At 72.7% G+C, this 20,326-nt stretch carries 16 protein-coding genes and 1 pseudogene; 10 read left to right on the top strand and 7 right to left on the bottom strand.

Features of this window, described 5'->3' with window-relative positions:
• Positions 1–54 precede the first annotated feature (54 nt).
• Positions 55–1,047 (bottom strand): dihydroxyacetone kinase subunit DhaK, encoded by a 993-nt coding sequence (dhaK, locus tag STRVI_RS26820; protein WP_014058771.1) that lies wholly within the window; start codon positions 1,045–1,047, stop codon positions 55–57.
• A 141-nt stretch (positions 1,048–1,188) separates the two neighbouring features.
• Here dhaK and STRVI_RS26815 point away from each other — a divergent pair, with 141 nt between their 5' ends.
• Positions 1,189–3,297: a pyridoxamine 5'-phosphate oxidase family protein gene (locus STRVI_RS26815; RefSeq protein ID WP_014058770.1), complete on the top strand. Its 2,109-nt coding sequence runs from the start codon at positions 1,189–1,191 to the stop codon at positions 3,295–3,297.
• Positions 3,298–3,433: 136 nt separating this feature from the next.
• Positions 3,434–4,612, top strand: a complete 1,179-nt coding sequence (locus STRVI_RS26810) for an acyl-CoA dehydrogenase family protein (protein WP_014058769.1) — start codon at positions 3,434–3,436, stop codon at positions 4,610–4,612.
• A gap of 178 nt (positions 4,613–4,790) precedes the next feature.
• Here the strand turns inward: STRVI_RS26810 and STRVI_RS26805 are convergent, their stop codons facing one another.
• The 3 genes from STRVI_RS26805 to STRVI_RS26795 are packed head-to-tail and all read right to left on the bottom strand — an operon-like array spanning position 4,791 to position 7,445.
• Positions 4,791–5,522 (bottom strand): FAD:protein FMN transferase, encoded by a 732-nt coding sequence (locus STRVI_RS26805; protein ID WP_014058768.1) that lies wholly within the window; start codon positions 5,520–5,522, stop codon positions 4,791–4,793.
• Between the two features lie 43 nt (positions 5,523–5,565).
• Positions 5,566–6,045 carry an FMN-binding protein gene (locus STRVI_RS26800; protein ID WP_014058767.1) on the bottom strand — a complete coding sequence of 160 codons (480 nt, stop codon included), beginning with the start codon at positions 6,043–6,045 and terminating at the stop codon, positions 5,566–5,568.
• 35 nt (positions 6,046–6,080) lie between these two features.
• The gene (locus tag STRVI_RS26795; protein WP_014058766.1) at positions 6,081–7,445 is read right to left on the bottom strand and encodes a ferredoxin reductase family protein; all 1,365 of its coding nucleotides are present in this window, start codon (positions 7,443–7,445) and stop codon (positions 6,081–6,083) included.
• A 148-nt stretch (positions 7,446–7,593) separates the two neighbouring features.
• On the opposite strand from STRVI_RS26795, the gene STRVI_RS26790 reads away from it, so the two are divergent.
• Entirely contained in the window at positions 7,594–8,328 is a 735-nt protein-coding gene (locus STRVI_RS26790) for a response regulator transcription factor (protein WP_014058765.1), read from the top strand.
• A complete protein-coding gene (locus STRVI_RS26785; protein ID WP_014058764.1) occupies positions 8,325–9,791 on the top strand; it encodes a sensor histidine kinase in 1,467 nt (488 codons plus the stop codon). Before STRVI_RS26790 ends, STRVI_RS26785 begins: the two co-directional genes overlap by 4 nt.
• 83 nt (positions 9,792–9,874) lie before the next feature.
• On the opposite strand, the pseudogene STRVI_RS54850 reads toward STRVI_RS26785, so the two are convergent.
• From STRVI_RS54850 to STRVI_RS26775, 3 genes and pseudogenes are all read right to left on the bottom strand, one after another.
• Positions 9,875–9,979 (bottom strand): annotated as a pseudogene (locus STRVI_RS54850) (FAD-dependent monooxygenase); the annotation flags it as partial.
• A 156-nt stretch (positions 9,980–10,135) separates the two neighbouring features.
• Positions 10,136–12,529, bottom strand: a complete 2,394-nt coding sequence (locus STRVI_RS26780) for an ATP-binding cassette domain-containing protein (protein WP_014058763.1) — start codon at positions 12,527–12,529, stop codon at positions 10,136–10,138.
• A 122-nt stretch (positions 12,530–12,651) separates the two neighbouring features.
• Entirely contained in the window at positions 12,652–13,062 is a 411-nt protein-coding gene (locus tag STRVI_RS26775; RefSeq protein ID WP_014058762.1) for a VOC family protein, read from the bottom strand.
• Between the two features lie 133 nt (positions 13,063–13,195).
• Here STRVI_RS26775 and STRVI_RS26770 point away from each other — a divergent pair, with 133 nt between their 5' ends.
• The 6 genes from STRVI_RS26770 to STRVI_RS26745 all read left to right on the top strand — a co-directional run bounded on the left by STRVI_RS26770 (position 13,196) and on the right by STRVI_RS26745 (position 20,320).
• Positions 13,196–13,624, top strand: coding sequence for a helix-turn-helix transcriptional regulator (locus STRVI_RS26770; RefSeq protein WP_014058761.1), 429 nt, complete (start codon positions 13,196–13,198; stop codon positions 13,622–13,624).
• Between the two features lie 10 nt (positions 13,625–13,634).
• Positions 13,635–14,051: a VOC family protein gene (locus tag STRVI_RS26765; protein WP_014058760.1), complete on the top strand. Its 417-nt coding sequence runs from the start codon at positions 13,635–13,637 to the stop codon at positions 14,049–14,051.
• A 64-nt stretch (positions 14,052–14,115) separates the two neighbouring features.
• Positions 14,116–15,066 (top strand): oxygenase MpaB family protein, encoded by a 951-nt coding sequence (locus STRVI_RS26760; protein WP_014058759.1) that lies wholly within the window; start codon positions 14,116–14,118, stop codon positions 15,064–15,066.
• A gap of 22 nt (positions 15,067–15,088) precedes the next feature.
• Positions 15,089–17,341: a serine/threonine-protein kinase gene (locus STRVI_RS26755; protein ID WP_014058758.1), complete on the top strand. Its 2,253-nt coding sequence runs from the start codon at positions 15,089–15,091 to the stop codon at positions 17,339–17,341.
• 198 nt (positions 17,342–17,539) lie between these two features.
• Positions 17,540–19,096, top strand: a complete 1,557-nt coding sequence (locus STRVI_RS26750; protein ID WP_014058757.1) for a phytoene desaturase family protein — start codon at positions 17,540–17,542, stop codon at positions 19,094–19,096.
• Positions 19,097–19,216: 120 nt separating this feature from the next.
• Positions 19,217–20,320, top strand: a complete 1,104-nt coding sequence (locus STRVI_RS26745; RefSeq protein WP_014058756.1) for an NAD(P)H-dependent flavin oxidoreductase — start codon at positions 19,217–19,219, stop codon at positions 20,318–20,320.
• Positions 20,321–20,326: the final 6 nt, after the last annotated feature.

The raw sequence follows: 20,326 nt of genomic DNA, 5'->3' as shown, positions 1-20,326 counted from the left end.
GCCTCCTCGGTCGTAGCCAACGGCGACAGCGTACGTATCGGGGGCCGGCCGGCCTCAGGCACCCCAGCGCAGCCCGGCGGTCCGCACGGGCGCGTCCCACAGCCGCAGGAGGTCCTCGTCGACCTGGCACAGCGTGATCGAAGCGCCCGCCATGTCGAGTGACGTGACGTAGTTGCCGACGAGCGTACGCGCCACCGCCACCTGCCGCTCGCCGAGCGCCCGGTGCACCTCGGCGGCGAAGCCGTACAGCTCGAGCTGCGGGGTCGCCCCCATGCCGTTGACCAGGAGCAGCACCGGGCTCTCCGGGCGCAGGTCCTCGACCACCACCTGCACGGCGTAGTCGGCGATCTCGCGGGAGGTCATCATCGCCCGCCGCTCACGCCCCGGCTCGCCGTGGATGCCCACGCCCAACTCCAGCTCCCCGGCGGGCAGTTCGAAGGTGGGGCCGCCCTTGGACGGGGTGGAACAGGGGCTGAGCGCGACGCCGAAGCTCCGCGAGAGCTCGTTCACCCGCCGGGCGATCGACTCCACCCGCTCCAGTGGCGCGCCCTCGGCGGCCGCCGCACCCGCGATCTTCTCCACGAACAGAGTGGCCCCGGTGCCGCGACGGCCCGCCGTGTAGAGGCTGTCGGTCACCGCCACATCGTCGTTGACCAGGACCTTCGCGACCTGGATGCCCTCGTCCTCGGCGAGCTCGGCGGCCATGTCGAAGTTGAGCACATCGCCCGTGTAGTTCTTGATGATGAACAGCACGCCCTGGCCGCTGTCCACCGCCGCCGCGGCGCGCACCATCTGATCGGGCACGGGGGAGGTGAACACCTCGCCGGGGCAGGCGGCGTCGAGCATGCCGCTCCCCACGAAACCGCCGTGCAGCGGCTCGTGTCCGGATCCGCCGCCGGAGACCAGCCCCACCTTGCCCTCGACCGGCGCGTCCCGCCGGACGATCACCCGGTTCTCGACGTCGACGATCAGTTCGGGGTGGCAGGCGGCCATTCCGCGCAGCGCGTCGGCGACCACCGTCTCGGGGACGTTGATGAGCATCTTCATGGTGTGTCCGTCCTCCGCCGGATGGGGGCTGTGCACCGCTGCAACAGCCTACGGATCCGTCGCGTCCATGGCACCCCTTGGACACTGAGCCGGATGGCCTAATAGGACGAAAAAGGTACATAGACATCATATGGTGCGCGCATGGAGAATACTGCCGCACCGGCGGCCGCCGTCCTGCCCCCGCGCCCCCAGCCACGCCAGCCGCGGCGGTACCGTCGCCCGGCCCCCTGGCTCGGGCTGGTGGCCATCGGATACGCCGTTGTCCAGCTCGCCATGGTGATCCCGCACACCGGCCACGCGCTGGGCTGGGACGAGTCCGTGTACGTCTCCCAGGTCGATCCGCGCACCCCGCCCGCGTACTTCAGCGCACCCCGCTCGCGCGGCGTCAGTCTCCTGGTCGCGCCCCTCGTCGCCGCGACCGACTCGATTCCGGCGCTGCGGATCCTGCTCATGCTGGTCTCCGCGGGCGCGCTCTACGGCGCCTTCCGGGTCTGGACCCGGCTGCTGCCCCCGGCCCAGGTCGCCCTGGCCGCGCTGCTCTTCTCCGGACTGTGGATCACCCAGATCAGCGGACCCGCGGTGATGCCCAACCTCTGGGTGGCGATCGGCGCCGTCGCCGCCGTCGGCTGGTTCCTCCGCGCGCCGCACGAGACCAACGCCCGCTGGTGGCTGGCCGCCGTCCTCGCGGGCGTCACCCTGGTGCGCACCCCCGACGGGGGATGGCTCGCCCTGCCGCTGCTGATCGGCGCGATCGGCGTGCGCACCTGGCGGCCCGCCCTGCCCGCGCTGATCGGCGGACCGCTGCTCGGCGCCGCCCAGTGGATCGGCGAGGCGTACGACCGCTTCGGCGGCATCGGCGAGCGGCTGAACGTCTCCAGCGACGTCGAGGGCGGCATGGGCCTCCACTTCAGCGTGGGGGCCGCGCTGCGCAGCCTCAACGGACCTCAGCTATGCCGCCCCTGTGAGGTGCCGCTGCGCCACCCGGAGCTGACCGTATGGTGGCTGGCGCTGCCCGTGCTGACCCTCCTGTGCGTACACGCCGCGCTGCGCGACCGCCAAGAGCTGCGCCGGGTGCGGGTGGGGCTGGGCAGACCGGCCGCCCGGCTCCCCGCCGTACCGCTGACCGTGCTGCCCATCGCCTGCGCGGCCACCCTCGCCCTGCCCTATCTGCTGCTCATCGGCTACTCCGCACCGCGCTTCCTGATGCCCTCCTACGCGCTGCTGGCGCTGCCGATCGCCGGGCTGGTGTTCCGTGCCGTACGGGCCGCGCGCTCACCGCAGCACCTGGCGGTCGCCCTTGGGGTGGTCATCACCCTCCATCTGGCCAGCCAGTTCGTCATCCTCAACCATGCCGCCGAGCAGTCCGACCACACCACGGGGCGCTATCGCACCGCCGCGCAGGGGCTGCAGCGGCTGGGGCTGCGGCCGCCCTGTCTGGTGACCGGCGACCGGGCCCTGCCCGTCGCCTACCACGCGGGCTGCTCCTCCGCGCAGACCAGCGGCAACAACCGGTCCACCACCCTGCCCACGCTGCTGCGCCGCGCCGCCCGTGAACCCACCGCGCTGCTGCTGCGGCGCGGCCGGACCCGGCCGCCGTCCTACGCCCGGACCTGGGTCGGCTATCCGCTGCCGGGCACCGAGTGGAACGCGTATCTGCCACCGGACCAGGCGCGGGAGTCGGAAGCCGGGAAATCCCGACAGGAGACGTCCGGAAACGGCCCGAGCATGGGCGCCATGACGATGACCTACCCGACCACCAGCTGGGCCGGATTCGCGGCGGCCGAACCCGCCTTCGCCGACTACGCCCAGGACCGCTTCGACCGCTACCGCCACCATGTGCTGGCCACCCTGCGCCAGGACGGCTCCCCGCGGGTGACCCCGCTCGAAGTCAACTTCCTCTCCGGCGAGTTGTGGCTGGGCATGATGCCCGACTCGCGCAAGGCGCTGGACCTGCGCCGCGATCCGCGGTTCTCGGTACAGGCCAACCCGGGCCCCGGCGAGGGGCTGACCGAGGGCGATGTCCGGGTGAGCGGCCGGGCGGTCGAGGTGACCGACCCCGAAACCGTCGCCCGTTTCGCCCAGGAGGCCAGGCCGCCCGAGCCCTTCCACCTCTACCGCGCCGAGCTGACCGAGGTGGTGCACACCGCCCTGGAGAACGGGCAGATGGTGCTGCGCACCTGGCGCCCTGGCCAGCCGGTTCAGGTCGTACGGCGCGGCGGCGACGACAGCCCGCCCCGGGTGGAGGGCTGAGGCCCGGGCCGTGGACCGGGTCGACGGGCCCGGTCCACGGCCCTTCCGTATTGTTGGAACACGTTCTACCGTGCCCCTCGATCCCAGGACGCTCCCAGACCGCCGTCACGGCGCACGCGAGACTCCAGGAGGGGCCGTGGACCTCGAATACACCCCTGATCAGCGGCGGTTGCGCGATGAGCTGCGCGCGTACTTCGCCCAACTGGTCCCCGACGACGCCTACGCCCGCTACGCCGACTCCACCGGGCAGAAGCGGTTCTACCGCGAGACCATCCGCCGGCTCGGCACCGACGGCTGGCTGGGGGTCGGCTGGCCCCACGAGTACGGCGGGCGCGGGCTCGGCCCGGCCGAGCAGTTCATCTTCTTCGACGAGGCGGCCCAGGCCGGCGTGCCGCTGCCGCTGATGGCGCTCAACACGGTCGGGCCCACGATCATGCGGTTCGGCACCGAGGAGCAGAAGGCGTACTTCCTGCCCAAGGTCCTCTCCGGCGAGATCGACTTCGCGATCGGCTACAGCGAGCCCGACGCCGGTACCGACCTCGCCTCCCTCAAGACCCGCGCGGTGCGCGACGGCGACGAGTACATCGTGAACGGCCAGAAGACCTGGACGACCAACGGCGACACCGCCGACTGGGTCTGGCTCGCGGTCCGCACCGACCCCGACGCCAAACCCCACAAGGGCATCAGCATCCTGCTGGTCCCGACCGACGACCCCGGCTACTCCGCCACCCTCATCAAGACCCTCGCCTCCCACGACACCACCGCCAGCTACTACGAGAACATCCGCGTCCCGGCCACCCGCCGCGTCGGCCCCGAGAACGAGGGCTGGCGCATGATCACCACGCAGCTCAACTACGAACGGGTCACCCTCGCCGCCCACGGCACCATGGCCATCCGCGCCCTGCGCGGCGTCCGCCAGTGGGCCGCCGACACCAAGCTCCCCGACGGCCGCCGGGTGATCGACCTCGCCTGGGTGCGCGGCCGGCTGGCCCGTACGCACGCCCGGCTGGACGCCATGAAGCTGCTCAACTGGCAGATGGTGGACGCCCTCCGGCGCGACACCCTCACCCCGCAGGACGCCTCCGCCGTCAAGGTGTACGGCTCCGAGGCGCGCCGCGACGCCTACGCCTGGCTGATGGAGATCGTCGGCGCCGCCGGTCCACTCAAGGAGGGCTCGGCGGGCGAGGTCCTCCACGGAGAGCTGGAGCGCGGCTACCGCAGCAGCGTCGTCTTCACCTTCGGCGGCGGCAACAACGAGATCCAGCGGGAGATCATCTCCTGGATCGGCCTGGGGATGCCACGGGTGCGCCGCTGAGCCGCTGTCCTTAACTTCCCTGGTGGGACCTCGTGTCGCAGACACACCGCACCCACCCCGCGCCCGCTCAGCGCCCGTCCCAGCCCCTGGCTGAGTACGGGATGCCTGGGCGTGCGCATGGACGTCTGGACACCGCGCCCGAGGAGACGGCCAAGGGGGCCTGACCGGACGCCGTCCGTCACGGCCCCGCCCCGGTGGCCCCGGGAAGACCCGGGGTGCGCCAGACCTCACCCGTCGCGGTGATCCCCAGAGCCTCGTGGCCGTCGAGCGCCTCGACCCAGTCACGGGCCCCGGCGCCCATGGCGAGCGCGGCCGTGGCGTAGGCGTCGGTCCTGGTGAGGTGACGACCGGTCAGGGTGAGCGAGAGCAGGGCGATCGCGGGCCGGCCGGTGTGCGGGTCCAGTACATGCGCGCCGCGCTCGGCCGTCCCCGAGGTGGCGATGGCCAGATCACGTCCGGTGACCACGGCGGCCAGCTCCCCGGGGCGGGCGGGGTGGGCGATGCCGATGCGCCAGGGCGTGCCGGGGGCGGCTTCGCCACGCAACTGGATGTCGCCGCCGCCATTGACGCAGGTATTGTGCCCGCCCACCGCGTACAGCATCTGCGAGACCCGTTCAACCGCCCAGCCCTTGACCATCCCGGAGGGGTCGAGTCGGCCGCCGGGGGTGTGGCTGAACCAGCCGCCGGTGGTGTGCGCCGCTTCCTCGCACAGCGCGAACACCTCGGCCACCTCTGGCCCGTACCGCTCCGGGACCGGCTCGCCTCGGCCCAGGCGGCTGATCACGCTGCCGGGGCGGTAGGTCGAGAAGACCTCGTCCACATGGTGCAACCAGGCCACGGCCTCCTCCAGCGCCCGGTGGACGGGCCGGGTGACCGGGTCACGGAGGTCAAAGGAGAACACCGTGCCCATGGCATGCTCGACGCGACGCAGCCCGCGCGCGGGGGTGGACACATCAGACACCGGCTTTGTCCAGTGCGCTCTGCAGGGACCGCGTGTACCCCTCGCTGGTATAGGTGGCGCCGGAGACCGCGTCGATGTGGGCGCTCTGGGCGTTCAGCGCCTCCTGGGTCAGTCGCGGTACGGCGTAGGAGGCGATCTGCTGGGAGCGGGGGCGGTCGGACGGTGTCCGGAGCGCCTTGACGGCGGTGATCCTGCCGTGCGAGAGCGTGACGGCCACCTGGACCGGTCCATACGCGGTGTCGCTCACGTCGCCGGTGTACGAGCCGGTGGCGCCGCCTGAGGACGTGTGCCCGGTCGGTGCGGGGGACGAGGCTCCCGACGGGCCGGTGCCGGGCGACGGAGACGACGCTTCGGATGCCCCGGAGGGCGGCGGCGTCTCCATGGCCGTGGCGGCGTCCCGGTGCGGTTTGAGCGAGAGCAGCAGGACGATGCCCGCCACGGTCGAGACGGCGGTGACGGCGGCCTTGCGCACGGGTGGGTCTCCTTCGGGTGCGGCGAGGATCGGACTCAGAACGTGAACGACTCGTGGTGGACGCGGCGGCGCGGCACCCCCGCGTCGTGCAGGGCACGCAGCGCGGCCTCCGTCATGCCCGGCGGGCCGCACAGGTAGACGTCGCGTTCGGCGAGGTCGGGCACCAGGCCGCGCAGTGCCCGGGCGGTCAGAGGAGAGGAGTAGGCGGCCGGCTCGCCGACGACGTAGTGGACGATCGCCCCGCGCGCGGCGGCCACACCGTCCAGCTCGGTGCGGAGTGCCAGGTCCTCGGGGCGTCGGGCCCGGTAGATGAGGATCACCTCGCCGGGCAGCGTCTCGAAGAGGGTCCGCAGCGGGGTGATCCCGACGCCGCCGCCCAGAAGGAGGGTCTTACGGCTGCGGCGGCGGCGCGCGGTGAGGGCGCCGTACGGGCCTTCGGCGAGCACCCGGGTGCCGGGTTGGAGATGGGCGAGGGCCGCGCTGTGGCCGCCGGACGCCTTGACGGTGATCCGCAGGTACGCGGGGTGCGGAGCGGCTGACAGGGAGTAGGGGTTGGCGGCCCACCACAGGCCACGGGTCAGGAACCGCCACCGGAAGAACTGGCCCGGCTCGGCGCGCAGCTCCTCCAGCCTGCTGCCCGACAGGTACACCGATACGACGCCCGGAGCCTCGGGCCGGACCTCCGCGACGTACAGCCGGTGGCGCAGCACCCGGAGTACCGGGACGGCGAACCGGTACCAGGCCAGCAGGGCCGCCGCTCCGATGTAGAGGGTGTACCAGGCCAGCCGGGCGGGGCGGTCGCCGACGAAGTCGGCCCCGTCGGAGAGCTGGTGCCCGAAGGCCAGGAAGACCGCGAGATAGGTCGCGAAGTGCAGAAAGTGCCAGGTCTCGTACGGCATGCGGCGGCGCACGGCGCGCGCGGACACGATTGCGGTGAGGAGGAACAGCAGGAAGCCGATCGTGCCCTTGAGCAGGTCCGGGTAGTGGAGGACCAGGGTGGCGGTCTGGCCCACCACGCCGGTGTGCGACTCCAGCGAGTATCCCCAGATGATCAGCAGGACATGAGCACAGGCCAGCGAGATCGTGTAACGGCCGCCCATGGCGTGCCAGCGGGCCAGTCGGTCGGTGCCGACGGCACGGTCCAGCAGCGGTACGCGCGCCATCAGCAGCAGGAGGCTCGCGCATGCGTAACCGGCGAGCAGCCCGGTGATCCGCCCCGCGCCGGTCAGCCAGCCGACGGGGCCGACGACCGAGGGGGTGTCGCTCCACCACAGCGCCAGGACGGCGGCGGCCCCGCCCCAGATCGTCAGGTGCGCGAGCACCGGGACGGGGCTGAGCCGGCGCGGTGCGGACCGGGACCGGCGGGTCATGGCCGGGGCCGGTGGCATCGTGCTGGGCATGGGGGTCCTCTCGGTGATGTGCCCGGTCAGCGTCACCGGTGAAGCTCTGAGGACCCTCTGAACCCGGGCGGAAACGTTCGGACTCAGAGGAAACTCAGAGAAAGGGCGGGCCTCGGCACGGCACACCGCGAGGGATGCTGGACGCATCATGGATACGCACACCACCAGCCGTTTTCTGCAGAGGCCCGACGGTGCCCGGGTCCGCGTCCTCGTCGTCGACGACGAGCCCGATCTGACCGAGGTGCTGTCGGGGGCGCTGCGTTACGAGGGCTGGGAGGTCCGCACCGCCGCCGACGGTGCGTCCGCGCTGGACGTCGCGCGGGCGTTCCGTCCGGACGCGGTGGTGCTCGACTGGATGCTGCCGGACACCGACGGGCTCGCGGTGCTGCGCGCAGTGCGGGCCGAGCTGCCGGATGTGTGCGTGCTCTTTCTCACCGCGCGCGACGCGGTGGAGGACCGGATCGCAGGGCTAACCGCGGGCGGCGACGACTACGTGACCAAGCCGTTCAGCCTGGAGGAGGTGCTGGCCCGGCTGCGCGGGCTGCTGCGCCGGGCCGGGATGGCGCGGGAGCCGGGCGATGACCGGCTGGTGGTCGCGGATCTGGTGATGGACGAGCAGGCGCGGGAGGTGACCCGCGGGGGTGTGGCCGTGGAGCTGTCCCGCACCGAGTTCGAACTGCTGCGGTTCCTGATGCGCAACCCCCGACGGGTGCTGTCCAAGGCGCAGATCCTGGACCGGGTGTGGAGCTACGACTTCGGCGGCCAGGCCCATGTGGTCGAGCTGTACATCAGCTATCTGCGCAAGAAGATCGATGCGGGGAGGGCGCCACTGATCCACACGGTGCGCGGGGTCGGCTACGTGCTGAAGGCGGAGGCTTCATGAGGCGCCGGCTGCCCGGGGGGCTGCCCCGCACGCTGCGTGCCCGGCTGACCGCCGGGCTGGTGGTGCTGCTGGCGGTGGCGAGTCTGGCGGTGGGGCTGACCACGGTGTTCGCGCTGGAGGGGTTCCTGGTGCGCCGACTGGACCAGCAGCTGACGGCGGCCGGAGGCCGGTTCCCGGCCAGCCTGGAACACGGCGAACGGCGCCCGGACGCCGACAACCGGCCCGACACCCGCGGCCAGTCGGACCGCACGTTCGGCGCCCGGCTGCTGCGGGATACGACAACCGACGCGGCGGTGGTGCGCGACCAGACGGACGCCGCCGTACCGCTGACCGGCGCCGACCGGCGGGTCCTGGCGGGGCTGCCGGTGGACGGCGACGGCCACAGCATGCGTCTGTCCGCGCTCGGCGACTACCGCGTGGTCGCCGTCCACGGGGACGACGGCGATGTCCTGGTCACCGGGCTGCCGCTGCGTCCGGTGGGGGAGACCGTGCACCGGCTGGAGATCGTGGAGAGCGTGGTCTTCGGCAGCGCACTGCTGGTCACTGGGGTGGCCGGGGCACTGTGGGTACGTCTGTCGCTGCGGCCGCTCCGGCGGGTGACCACGACCGCCGCCGGGGTGGCCGAGCTGCCGCTGGCCAGCGGTGAGGTGGCCATGCCGCCGCCGGTGCCGGACACCGATCCGCGCACCGAGGTGGGCCAGGTGGGCATCGCCCTCAACCGGATGCTCGGCCACGTCGGGGACGCGCTGGCCCGCCGGCAGGCGAGCGAGGAGCGGCTGCGGCACTTCGCCGCCGACGCCAGCCATGAACTGCGCACCCCGGTGGCTTCCGTCCGCGGCCACGCCGAGCTGGCGCTGCGCCATCCGGGCCCGGTGCCGGATGAGGTGCGGCACGCGCTGGGGCGTATCCAGGCCGAGTCGGAGCGGATGTCCACGCTCGTGGACGATCTGCTGCTGCTCGCCCGACTCGACGCGGGCCGGCCGCTGGCCCGCCGACCAGTCGATCTGACCCGGCTGGTGCTGGACGCGACGGGCGACGCACGCGCCGCGGGGCCGGGCCACCGCTGGACGCTGGAGCTGGCCGAGGAGCCGGTGACGGTGCTCGGCGACGAGCACCGTCTCCAACAGGTTGTGGGCAACCTGCTGGCCAACGCCCGTACCCACACCCCGCCCGGCACCCGGGTCACGGTCAGGCTGGCATCGGTCGGCGGGGACTGGGTGGAGTTCAGCGTGGCGGACGACGGGCCGGGGGTTCCCGAGGCGCTCCAGGACGAGGTGTTCGAGCGGTTCGCCCGCGCCGACCCGGGGCGGGCCCGGACCGCCGGCGGCTCCGGGCTGGGGCTGGCGATCGTCCGGGCCGTCATCGCGGCGCACGGCGGCACGGTCACGCTGGCCAGCGTGCCGGGTGACACCGCGTTCCACACCCGGCTTCCCCTCCGTACCGCGGCGCCCGATCCAGGCTGACCCGACGCCGCGAAAACTTCCTGCTTCAGGCCGCAGACGACGAGAAGTGGTTGGCATCTGTGCAGGTCAGGAACTGGGGTCAGGGCCGCGTAGACGGTGGCCGGGATGCCGTGGACGTGCAGGACGCGGGCGAGCGTGAGCCCGCCGAGTCCGGCACCGATGATCGTGACGTGAGTGGGCCTGCTGATTCCTCGCCTGTCGCACGCCTGCCGGTTGGGGCACCCGGGCTCTCCGGCAGGGCTCCGGCCCTCCGCCGACCAAGCATCGGCATCGGACCGACAGCCCCGGAATATCACCGACGCCGCGGCTCCGGCGGCCCTCGTGGCACGCGCCGGCCACCTCGGTCAGGCGCCGACGTACTCCGCGAGGTGTTCGCCGGTGAGGGTGGAGCGCTCGGCGACGAGGTCGGCGGGGGTGCCCTCGAAGACGATGCGGCCACCGTCGTGACCGGCACCCGGACCGAGGTCGATGATCCAGTCGGCGTGTGCCATGACCGCCTGGTGGTGCTCGATGACGATGACCGACTTGCCGGAGTCGACGAGCCGGTCGAGCAGGCCGAGCAGTTGCTCGACGTCGGCGAGGTGCAGACCGGTGGTCGGCTCGTCGAGGACGTAGACGCCGCCCTTGTCGGCCATGTGGACGGCCAGCTTGAGCCGCTGCCGCTCACCGCCGGAGAGCGTGGTGAGCGGCTGGCCGAGGGTGAGGTAGCCGAGTCCGACGTCCGACATCCGCTGGAGGATCTTGTGGGCCGCCGGTGTGCGCGCCTCGCCGCTGCCGAAGAACTCCTCGGCCTCGGCCACCGACATCGCGAGCACCTCGCTGATGTCACGGCCGCCGAGGTGGTACTCCAGCACCGATGCCTCGAACCGCTTCCCCTCGCACTCCTCGCAGGTGGTGGCAACGCTCTGCATGATCGCCAGGTCGGTGTAGAGCACGCCGGCGCCGTTGCAGGTCGGGCAGGCGCCCTCGGAGTTGGCGCTGAACATCGCCGGCTTGACGCCGTTGACCTTCGCGAACGCCTTGCGGATCGGGTCGAGCAGTCCGGTGTACGTCGCCGGGTTGCTCCGGCGCGAGCCGCGGATCGGGGTCTGGTCCACCGAGACCACACCCTCCGGGGCCGGAAGGGAACCGTGGAGGAGCGAGCTCTTGCCGGAGCCGGCGACACCGGTGACGACGCAGAGCACGCCGAGCGGGACGTCGACGTCGACGTCCCGCAGGTTGTTCGCCGTCGCGCCACGGATCTCCAGGGCGCCGTTGGCCTTGCGGACCGTCTCCTTGAGCCCGGCCCGGTCGTCGAGATGGCGGCCGGTGACGGTCTCGCTCGCCCGCAGCCCCTCGACGGTGCCCTCGAAGCAGACGGTGCCGCCCGCCGTGCCGGCGCCGGGGCCGAGGTCCACGACATGGTCGGCGATGGCGATCGTCTCCGGCTTGTGCTCCACCACGAGCACCGTGTTGCCCTTGTCCCGCAGCCGCAGCAGCAGGTCGTTCATCCGCTGGATGTCGTGCGGGTGGAGGCCGATGGTGGGCTCGTCGAAGACGTAGGTGACATCGGTGAGCGAGGAGCCGAGGTGGCGGATCATCTTGATGCGCTGCGCCTCGCCGCCGGAGAGCGTGCCCGAGGCGCGGTCGAGCGAGAGGTAGCCGAGGCCGATCTCCACGAACGAGTCGAGGGTGTGTCGCAACTTGGCGAGCAGCGGGGCCACCGACGGCTCGTCCAGTCGGCGGGCCCATTCGGCCAGGTCGCGGATCTCCATCGCACATGCGTCGGCGATGTTGACCTTGCCGATCCGGGAGGAGCGGGCCAGCTCGCTGAGCCTGCTGCCGCCGCATTCGGAACACTCGGCGAAGGTGACCGCCCGGTCCACGAACGCCCGGATATGCGGCTGCATCGACTCGCGGTCCTTGGCGAGGAACGACTTCTGGATCTTCGGGATCAGCCCCTCGTAGGTGAGGTTGACGCCGTTGATCTTCACCTTGGTGGACTCGCGGTAGAGGAAGTCGTGCCGCTCCTTCTTGGTGTACTCCCGGATCGGCTTGTCCTTGTCGAAGAAGCCCGACTCGGTGATGACCCGCACGACCCAGCCGCCACCGGTGTAGGTGGGGATGGTGAACGGGTCCTCGGCGAGCGACTTGGAGTCGTCGTACAGCTGGGTGAGATCGATGTCCGAGACCGAGCCCCGGCCCTCGCAGTGCGTGCACATGCCGCCGGTGCGGCTGAAGCTCACCTTCTCGGTCCTGCTCTTCTCGGCACCGCGATCGACCGTGAACCCACCGCTCGCCGAGACCGAGGCGACGTTGAAGGAGTACGCGCCGGGCGGGCCGATATGCGGCTCGCCGAGCCGGCTGAAGAGGATGCGCAGCATCGCGTTGGCGTCGGTGGCGGTGCCGACGGTGGAGCGGGGGTCGGATCCCATCCGCTGCTGGTCGACGATGATCGCGCTGGTCAGCCCGTCGAGTACGTCGACCTCGGGCCGCGCCGGCGTCGGCATGAAGCCCTGTACGAAGGTGCTGTAGGTCTCGTTGATCAGCCGCTGCGACTCCGCGGCGATCGTGGTGAACACCAGCGAGCTCTTGCCCGAGCCCGAGACGCCGGTGAACACCGTCAGCCGGCGCTTCGGGATCTCGATGCTGACGTCCTTGAGGTTGTTCTCGCGCGCGCCGTGGACCCGGATCAGATCGTGGCTGTCGGCGGCGTGGGGCACAGGCGACCGCTGGTCCGTGTCCGGGGCCATGCTCATCGTGTCTCCATCTGTTCGGGCGGGGCCGCCTTCGCGGTATCCAGCGGGGTCGCCTGGCTCGATCCGACCAGGTTCGAACAATACGTCCGGTTCGCAGGCCGTGGCTGCCGGGGCCGGACGGCTCAGCGCAGCTCGTTGATGCGGATCATGTTGCCCGCGGGATCGCGGAAGGCGCAGTCGCGGATCCCGTACGGCTGCTCGGTCGGCTCCTGGACGACCTCGGCGCCGCTGGTCCGCACCCGTGCGAAGACGCCGTCGAGGTCGGCGGTGGCCAGGGTGATGCGGGCGTAGCTGCCCTTGGCCATCATCTCGACGACGGTGCGGCGCTCGTCGTCGGTGATGCCGGGGCCGAGGGCCGGGGGCTCCAGGACGATGGAGGTTCCGGGCTGCCCGGCGGGGCCGACCGTGATCCAGCGCATCCCGTCGTATCCGACGTCCTTGCGGATCTCGAAGCCGAGGGTGTCGCGGTAGAAGGCCAGGGAGGCGTCCGGGTCGTCATGCGGGAGGAAGGTCCAGTGAATGGTGAGGTCCATGGCGATGACGCTAGCCGCGCCCGCGTGACCGGGGCTTCTCCATTCCTGACCGGTCCGGCCGGCCGTTTCTCCCGGCCGGCCGTTTCCGGTCGTTCCTCATCCCCAGCCCCCGGTGCTGTGGGAAACTGAGCCGGTGAAACGGCAGGATCTCGATGACCTCGTCCGGCTGCGGCGGGCCCGCGACCGGATGGACCGCGACTACGCCGAGCCGCTCGACGTCCCGGCGCTGGCGCATGGCGCCCTGATGTCGCCGGGCCATTTCTCCCGCAGCTTTCGCGCCGCCTTCGGCGAGACGCCGTACAGCTACCTGATGACCCGCCGCATCGAGCGGGCCAAGGCGCTGCTGCGGCGCGGCGACCTCACGGTGACCGAGGTCTGCATCGCGGTCGGCTGTACGTCGCTCGGGTCGTTCAGCTCGCGCTTCACACGGCTGGTCGGCGAGAGCCCGAGCAGCTACCGGGCCCGGAGCCATGACCACGGCGCCACCATCCCGGCCTGCATGGCCAAGATCCACACGCGACCGGTCAGGAACGGAGAAGCGAGCCCCGCCGCCCGGCCGTAGCGTGAGCCTCATGGACATCACACTTTCCAGTTGCTTCATCGCCGTCGACGACCACGACAAGGCGCTCACCTTCTACCGCGATGCCCTCGGCCTCGAGGTCCGCAATGATGTCGGGTTCGAGGGAATGCGCTGGGTGACCGTCGGGGCGCCCTCGCAGCCGGACGTGAACATCGTCCTGGAACCGCCGCTCGCCGACCCCAATGCCTCGCCCGACGACAGACAGGTCATGGCGGAGCTGATGGCCAAGGGCCTGTTGCGCGGTGTCATCTTCGCGACGGACGACTGCGACGCCACCTTCGAGCGCGTCAGCGCCGCGGGCGGCGAGGTGCTGCAGGAGCCCATGGAGCAGCCTTACGGCGTCCGCGACTGCGCGTTCCGCGACCCCTCCGGCAACATGTTGCGCTTCACCCAGCCTCTGAAGAAGTGAGCCCTTCGCGGGTCCCGCCCAGGGGTCCGGCGCCGCCTAGGCTGGCCGTCGGGAGGTGGTGGCCATGGCGGCGGCCATACGGCAGGGCGGATCGGACGCCGACCCGGGGCTCTACGGCCCCAGGTCGGTCACCTGGCAGCTGCACGGCGACCCGGTGATGTGGATCGCTGGGGTGCGCGCCCTGTACCTGCAAGCCCTGCATCCGCTCGCGGTGCGCGGCGTCACCCAGAACTCCGACTTCCGCAAGGACGCCTGGGGGAGGCTGCTGCGCACCGCGCGGTTCGTCGCCACCATCACCTACGGCACCACCGAGGCCGCCGAGCGGGCGGGCGCCAAGGTCCGGGGCATCCACCGCAGGCTCTCCCTCACCGACCCCGTCACCGGCGTCCGGCACGGTGTCGACGAGCCCGAGCTGCTGCTGTGGGTGCACTGCGCCGAGATCGACTCGTACCTCCATGTGATGCGGCGCTCGGGCTATCCGCTCACCGACGCCCAGGCGGACGCCTATGTCGCCGAGAACGTGGTGTCCGCCCGGCTGGTCGGCCTCGACCCCGCCGACATACCGGCCGATACGGCGGCGCTCGCCGCGTACTTCGCCAAGGTGCGCCCCCAACTCGCCAACACCCCCGAGGCCCGCGAGGTGGACGCCTTTCTGCGGCGGCCTCCGGTCCATGCCCTGCTCGTCCCGGCGCGTGAGGCGCTCTGGGGGCGCTTCGCCGCGCTCGCCTACGGGTCCCTGCCCCCGTACGCCCACGAACTGTACGGCCGCCCCGCACCCCCGCCCCCCGTGGTCACCCGTCGATTGCGGGCGATGGGCAGGGCGCTGCGCTGCATCCCGCCCACGGTCCGCTGGCAGCTTCCGCCGAAGCACATCATGCGGGCGGTCGAGCGACTCGGACCGGGCAGCCGCCCCTCGCCCTACAAACTGCGCAAAAACGCGGCCATACTGGACAGCGGGGATGCGACGGGGGTTCGGCCGCATGCGGCCGGTCTCCACGGGGGCGGCGGGAGCTGACTTCCGCCAAGGCAGGGGGAGCATGGCGGACATCAGGCTGATCCAGGGCCGGTACCGGCTGCTGGACCGGATCGGGCGCGGGGGAATGGGCGAGGTATGGCGGGCGCGCGACGAGTCGCTCGGCCGGCGCGTCGCCGTCAAATGCCTCAAACCGCTGGGGTCGCGCCACGACCCCTCGTTCACCGGTGTGGTGCGGGAGCGCTTCCGCCGGGAGGCGCGGGTGGCCGCCGCGCTGCAGCACCGCGGGGTCACGGTGGTGCATGACTTCGGCGAGTACGAGGGCGCGCTGTACCTGGTCATGGAGCTGCTGGAGGGCCGTAACCTCAGCCAGTTGCTCAAGGACAACGAGCGCCGCCCGCTGCCGGTCCCCGAGGTGCTGGACATCGCGGAGCAGGTCGCCGCGGCCCTCGCCTACACCCATGACCAGGGCGTGGTGCACCGCGATCTGAAGCCGGCCAACATCATGCGGCTCACCGACGGCACCGTGAAGCTCTGCGACTTCGGCATCGCCCGCCTCGGCCATGACGTCGGCTTCACCTCCCGGCTCACCGGCACCGGCGTCGCCATGGGCACCCCGCACTACATGTCGCCCGAGCAGATCGCGGGCGGCCCGGTCGACCACCGCAGCGATCTGTACTCCCTGGGCTGTGTGCTCTACGAACTGGCCACGGGGGCGCCGCCGTTCGCCCTCGACGACGCCTGGGCGGTCCTCGTCGGCCACCGCCACACCCCGCCCGCCCCGCCGCGCGGCCACCGGCCCGAACTCCCCGAGCGGTTCGAGCGCGCCGTCCTCGATCTGCTGGCCAAGACCCCGGAGGGCCGTCCACACGACGCCGCCGAGCTCGCCCGGCGGATCGGCCCGGCCCGCGCGTCCCGGTGGCCGACGGCTCCGCCGCTCCCCGCTCCGCCGCTCCCCGCTCCGCCGCTCCCCGCTCCGCCGCTCCCCGCTCCGCCGCTCCCCGCTCCGCCGCTCCCCGCTCCGCGCGGCGCACTTCCGGCCGCTGGACCACAGGCTCCCCGACTTCCGGCCTGGGCCCGCGGCATGGCCACCGGGTCCAAGGCGCACACCGGCGGCGTGGGACTGCTGTCCGCGACCCCGCCCGACGCGACGGCCGCGCTCACCGGTGCCTGGACCGGACGCCACGTCAGCGCGCAGCCCACACCGCCGCCCCCGCCCGGGGTCCGCGCCCGGCTCGCCGACCGGCACCGCGCCGCGCTGGACCTGGGGCGGCTGGGCCGCTGGGAGGAGGCCGTGGCCACACATCGCGCGGTGGCCACCGAGCGCGAGCGCGCGCTGGGTGCCGACCACCCCGACACCCTCGCCAGCCGCTACGAGACGGCCTTCGCCCTCGGGATCCTGGGCCGCCCCGGCGACGCGCTGCGCGAGTACGAGCGGGTCGCGGCGGGCCGCGGGCGCGTCCTGGGCCCCGACCACGCGGAGACCCTCGCCGCCCGCCAGGAGACCGCGTTCACCCTGGGCCGCCTCGGCCGCTTCACCGAGGCCCAGCACGTCTACACGGCCGTACTCGCCGCCCGCGAGCGCACCACGGGCGCCGACCACCCCGACACCCTGCGCTGCCGCCACAACCTCGCCTTCAACCTGGGCTGTCTGGGGCGCCTGGAGGAGGCGTACCGCATGGCGGAAGGGGTGGCCGCCGACCGCGCCCGGGTGCTCGGCCCCGACCACCCCGACACGCTGGTCACCCGCTACGAGGTGGCGTACGCCCTCGGCCGCCTCGACCGCTGGCGGGAGGCCCTGGGCATCTTCCGCGAGGTGGCCACCGACCGCGCCCGCACCCTCGGCCCCGACCATCCCGACACCCTCGCCGCCCGCTATGAGATCGGCGTCGGCCTGGGACGGCTGGACCGGGGCGCGGAGGCCCTCACGGTCTACCGTTCCCTCGTCGAGGACCGCACCCGCGCGCACGGCCCGGCCGATCCGGAGACCCTGCGCGCCCGGCACGGCCTCGGCGTCAGCCTCGGCCGGCTGGGCCGCTGGGAGGAGGCGCTCGCCGAGGCGCGGGAGGTCTGCGACCTCCGCGAGCGCGCCCTGGGCCCCGACCATCCGGACACCCTGGTCAGCCGCCGTGAGGTGGCCGTCGCCCTGGGCTGGCTCGGCCGCTGGGCCGACGCGCTGGACGGCTACCGCCGGGTGACCCGCGCCCGCGCCCGTGTCCTGGGTCCCGGCCACCCCGACACCCTCGTCAGCCGCGGCGACGAGGCCCACTGCCTGGAGCGGCTGGGCAGGCGAGCCGAGACGGCCGAGGAGGCTTAGGCGGCCGAGCGGGCTTAGGCGGCCGAGCGGGCTTAGGCGGCCAAGAGGGCCTAGGCGGCCAAGAGGGCCTAGGCGGCCGAGAGGGCCTAAACCCGGCCTAGAGGCGGCGGCCACGGCCCAGGCGTCGGGGCGGTGGGCGCGGCGCGGATGACCTGCGGCGCCCTGGCCCCGGCGATCAGCGCGTGCTAACCAGAGGGCATGTCTCACAGCGATGCGTACGACGTCGTCATCGTCGGCGGCGGTCACAACGGTCTGGTCGCCGCCGCGTATCTCGCCCGCGCCGGGCGGAGCGTGCTGGTGCTCGAGCGCCTCGGCCACACCGGTGGCGCCGCCGTGTCCACCCGGCCCTATCCCGGCGTGGACGCACGGCTCTCGCGCTACTCCTACCTGGTCAGCCTGTTGCCGCGGCGGATTGTCGACGACCTCGGACTGCGCTTCGCGGTGCGCAAGCGCGCGGTGTCCTCGTACACGCCCGAGGTCCGCGGCGGGCGCCACACCGGGCTGCTGGTGGACGCTGGTGCCTCCGCCCGGACGCGCGCCGCGTTCGCGCGGCTGACCGGCTCGGAGCGGGAGTACGAGTCCTGGCAGCGCTTCTACGGCATGACCCAGCGCGTCGCCGAGCGCGTCTTCCCCACGCTGACCGAGCCGCTGCCCACCCGGGAGGAGCTGCGGACGCGGATCGGGGACGACGCGGCGTGGCAGGCGCTGTTCGAGCGGCCGCTGGGGGAGGCGGTCGAGGCGGCGTTCGACGACGACCTCATCCGGGGCGTGGTCCTCACCGACGCGCTCATCGGCACCTTCGCCCGGGCCCACGACCCGTCGCTGCGCCAGAACCGCTGCTTCCTCTACCACGTGATCGGCGGCGGCACCGGCGACTGGGACGTCCCCGTAGGCGGCATGGGCGCCCTCACCGATGCCCTGGCCGACGCCGCCCGCGCGGCGGGCGCCCGGATCGCGACCGAGTGCGAGGTCACCGCGATCGCCACCGACGGCACCTCGGCCGAGGTGCGGTACGAGGGCGAGGCGGGGGAGTCCACCGTGGCCGCCCGGTATGTGCTCGTCGGGGCCGCGCCGCGCGAGCTGGCCCGGCTGCTGGGCGAGGAGCCGCCCGCCCCGCCCGCGGAAGGTGCGCAGCTCAAGGTGAACATGCTGCTGCGCAGGCTGCCCGCGCTGCGCGACCGCGAGGTCGACCCGCGCGAGGCGTTCTCCGGGACGTTCCACATCGCCGAGGGGTACGGCGCCCTGGAGGACGCGTACCGTCAGGCGGACGCGGGGGAGCTGCCGCACCGGCCGCCGTCGGAGATCTACTGCCATTCGCTGACCGATCCGTCGATCCTCGGCCCGGAGCTGGCACGCGAGGGCTATCAGACCCTGACCCTGTTCGGACTGCACACCCCCGCCCGGCTGTTCACCGAGGACAACGACGCGGCGCGTACCGCGCTGCTGCGCGCCACCCTCGCGGAGCTGGACGCGCATCTCGCCGAGCCGGTCACCGACTGTCTCGCCCATGACGCCGACGGCCGGCCGTGCATCGAGGCCAAGACCCCGCTGGACCTGGACGCCGAGCTGCGGCTGCCCGGCGGCAACATCTTCCACCGGGACCTGGCCTTCCCGTACGCCCAGGAGGGCACCGGCCGCTGGGGCGTGGAGACGCGCCACGCCAATGTGCTGCTGTGCGGCGCGGGGGCGGTACGCGGCGGCGGGGTGAGCGGAATCCCGGGGCACAACGCGGCCATGGCGGTGCTGGGGGAGTGACGCCCGAAAGCCTTCGGAGAGTCCGGCGGGCGGCCCGGGGAGCGTTTTTCTTCCCTTGGATCTGACGTAGCGTCAGAAAAACTCTTCCCTCGTCCGCCGCCCTGCGGCATCCTGCCGACCATGCAGACGGAGCTGAGCACAAGGCTGGGTGTCGAGCACGCCGTCTTCGGCTTCACGCCGTTCCCCGCCGTGGCCGCGGCGATCACCCGGGCCGGCGGCTTCGGCGTGCTCGGCGCGGTCCGCTACGGCGCGGGCGAGGAGCTGGCCCGCGACCTCGACTGGATGGAGGAGCACGCCGACGGCAAGCCCTACGGCCTGGACGTCGTGATGCCCGCGAAGAAGGTGGAGGGGGTCACCGAGGCCGATATCGAGGCGATGATCCCCGAAGGCCACCGCGCGTTCGTCCGGGACACTCTCGCCAAGCACGGCGTACCCGAGCTCGCCGAGGGCGAGGCGTCCGGCTGGCGGATCACCGGCTGGCTCGAGGAGGTGGCCCGCAGCCAGCTCGACGTCGCCTTCGACTACCCCGTGAAACTCCTGGCCAACGCCCTGGGCTCACCCCCGGCCGATGTCGTCGCCCGCGCCCATGACCACGGCATCCTCGTGGCCGCCCTCGCGGGCAGCGCCCGCCACGCCCTTCACCACAAGGAGGCGGGGCTCGATGTCGTCGTCGCCCAGGGGTACGAGGCGGGCGGCCACACCGGCGAGATCGCCTCCATGGTGCTCACTCCCGAGGTGGTGCGGGCCGTGGACCCGCTGCCCGTGCTCGCCGCGGGCGGCATCGGCAGCGGTGAGCAGATCGCCGCCGGGCTGGCGCTGGGCGCCCAGGGCGTCTGGATCGGCTCCCTCTGGCTCACCACCGAGGAGGCCGAACTGCATTCGGCGGCCCTCATCCGCAAGCTGCTGGCGGCCGGATCCGGGGACACCGTGCGCTCGCGCGCCCTGACCGGCAAACCCGCCCGCCAGCTACGCACCGAGTGGACCGACGCCTGGGAGGACCCGGACGGCCCGGACCCGCTGCCCATGCCGCTCCAGGGGCTGCTGGTCGCCGAGGCCGTCTCCCGCATCCAGAGGCACGAGGTGGAACCGCTGCTCGGCACGCCGGTCGGCCAGATCGTCGGCCGGATGGACGAGGTCCGTCCGGTCCAGGCCGTCTTCGACGATCTGACCCGGGGCTTCGAGCGCGCCATCGACCGCGTCATCCGCATCGCCAAGGGCGCCTGACCGCGC

Source organism: Streptomyces violaceusniger Tu 4113 (assembly GCF_000147815.2).
In the GTDB taxonomy this organism is placed as follows: Bacteria; Actinomycetota; Actinomycetes; order Streptomycetales; family Streptomycetaceae; genus Streptomyces; species Streptomyces violaceusniger_A.
This window is presented reverse-complemented; position numbering and strand designations above follow the sequence as displayed.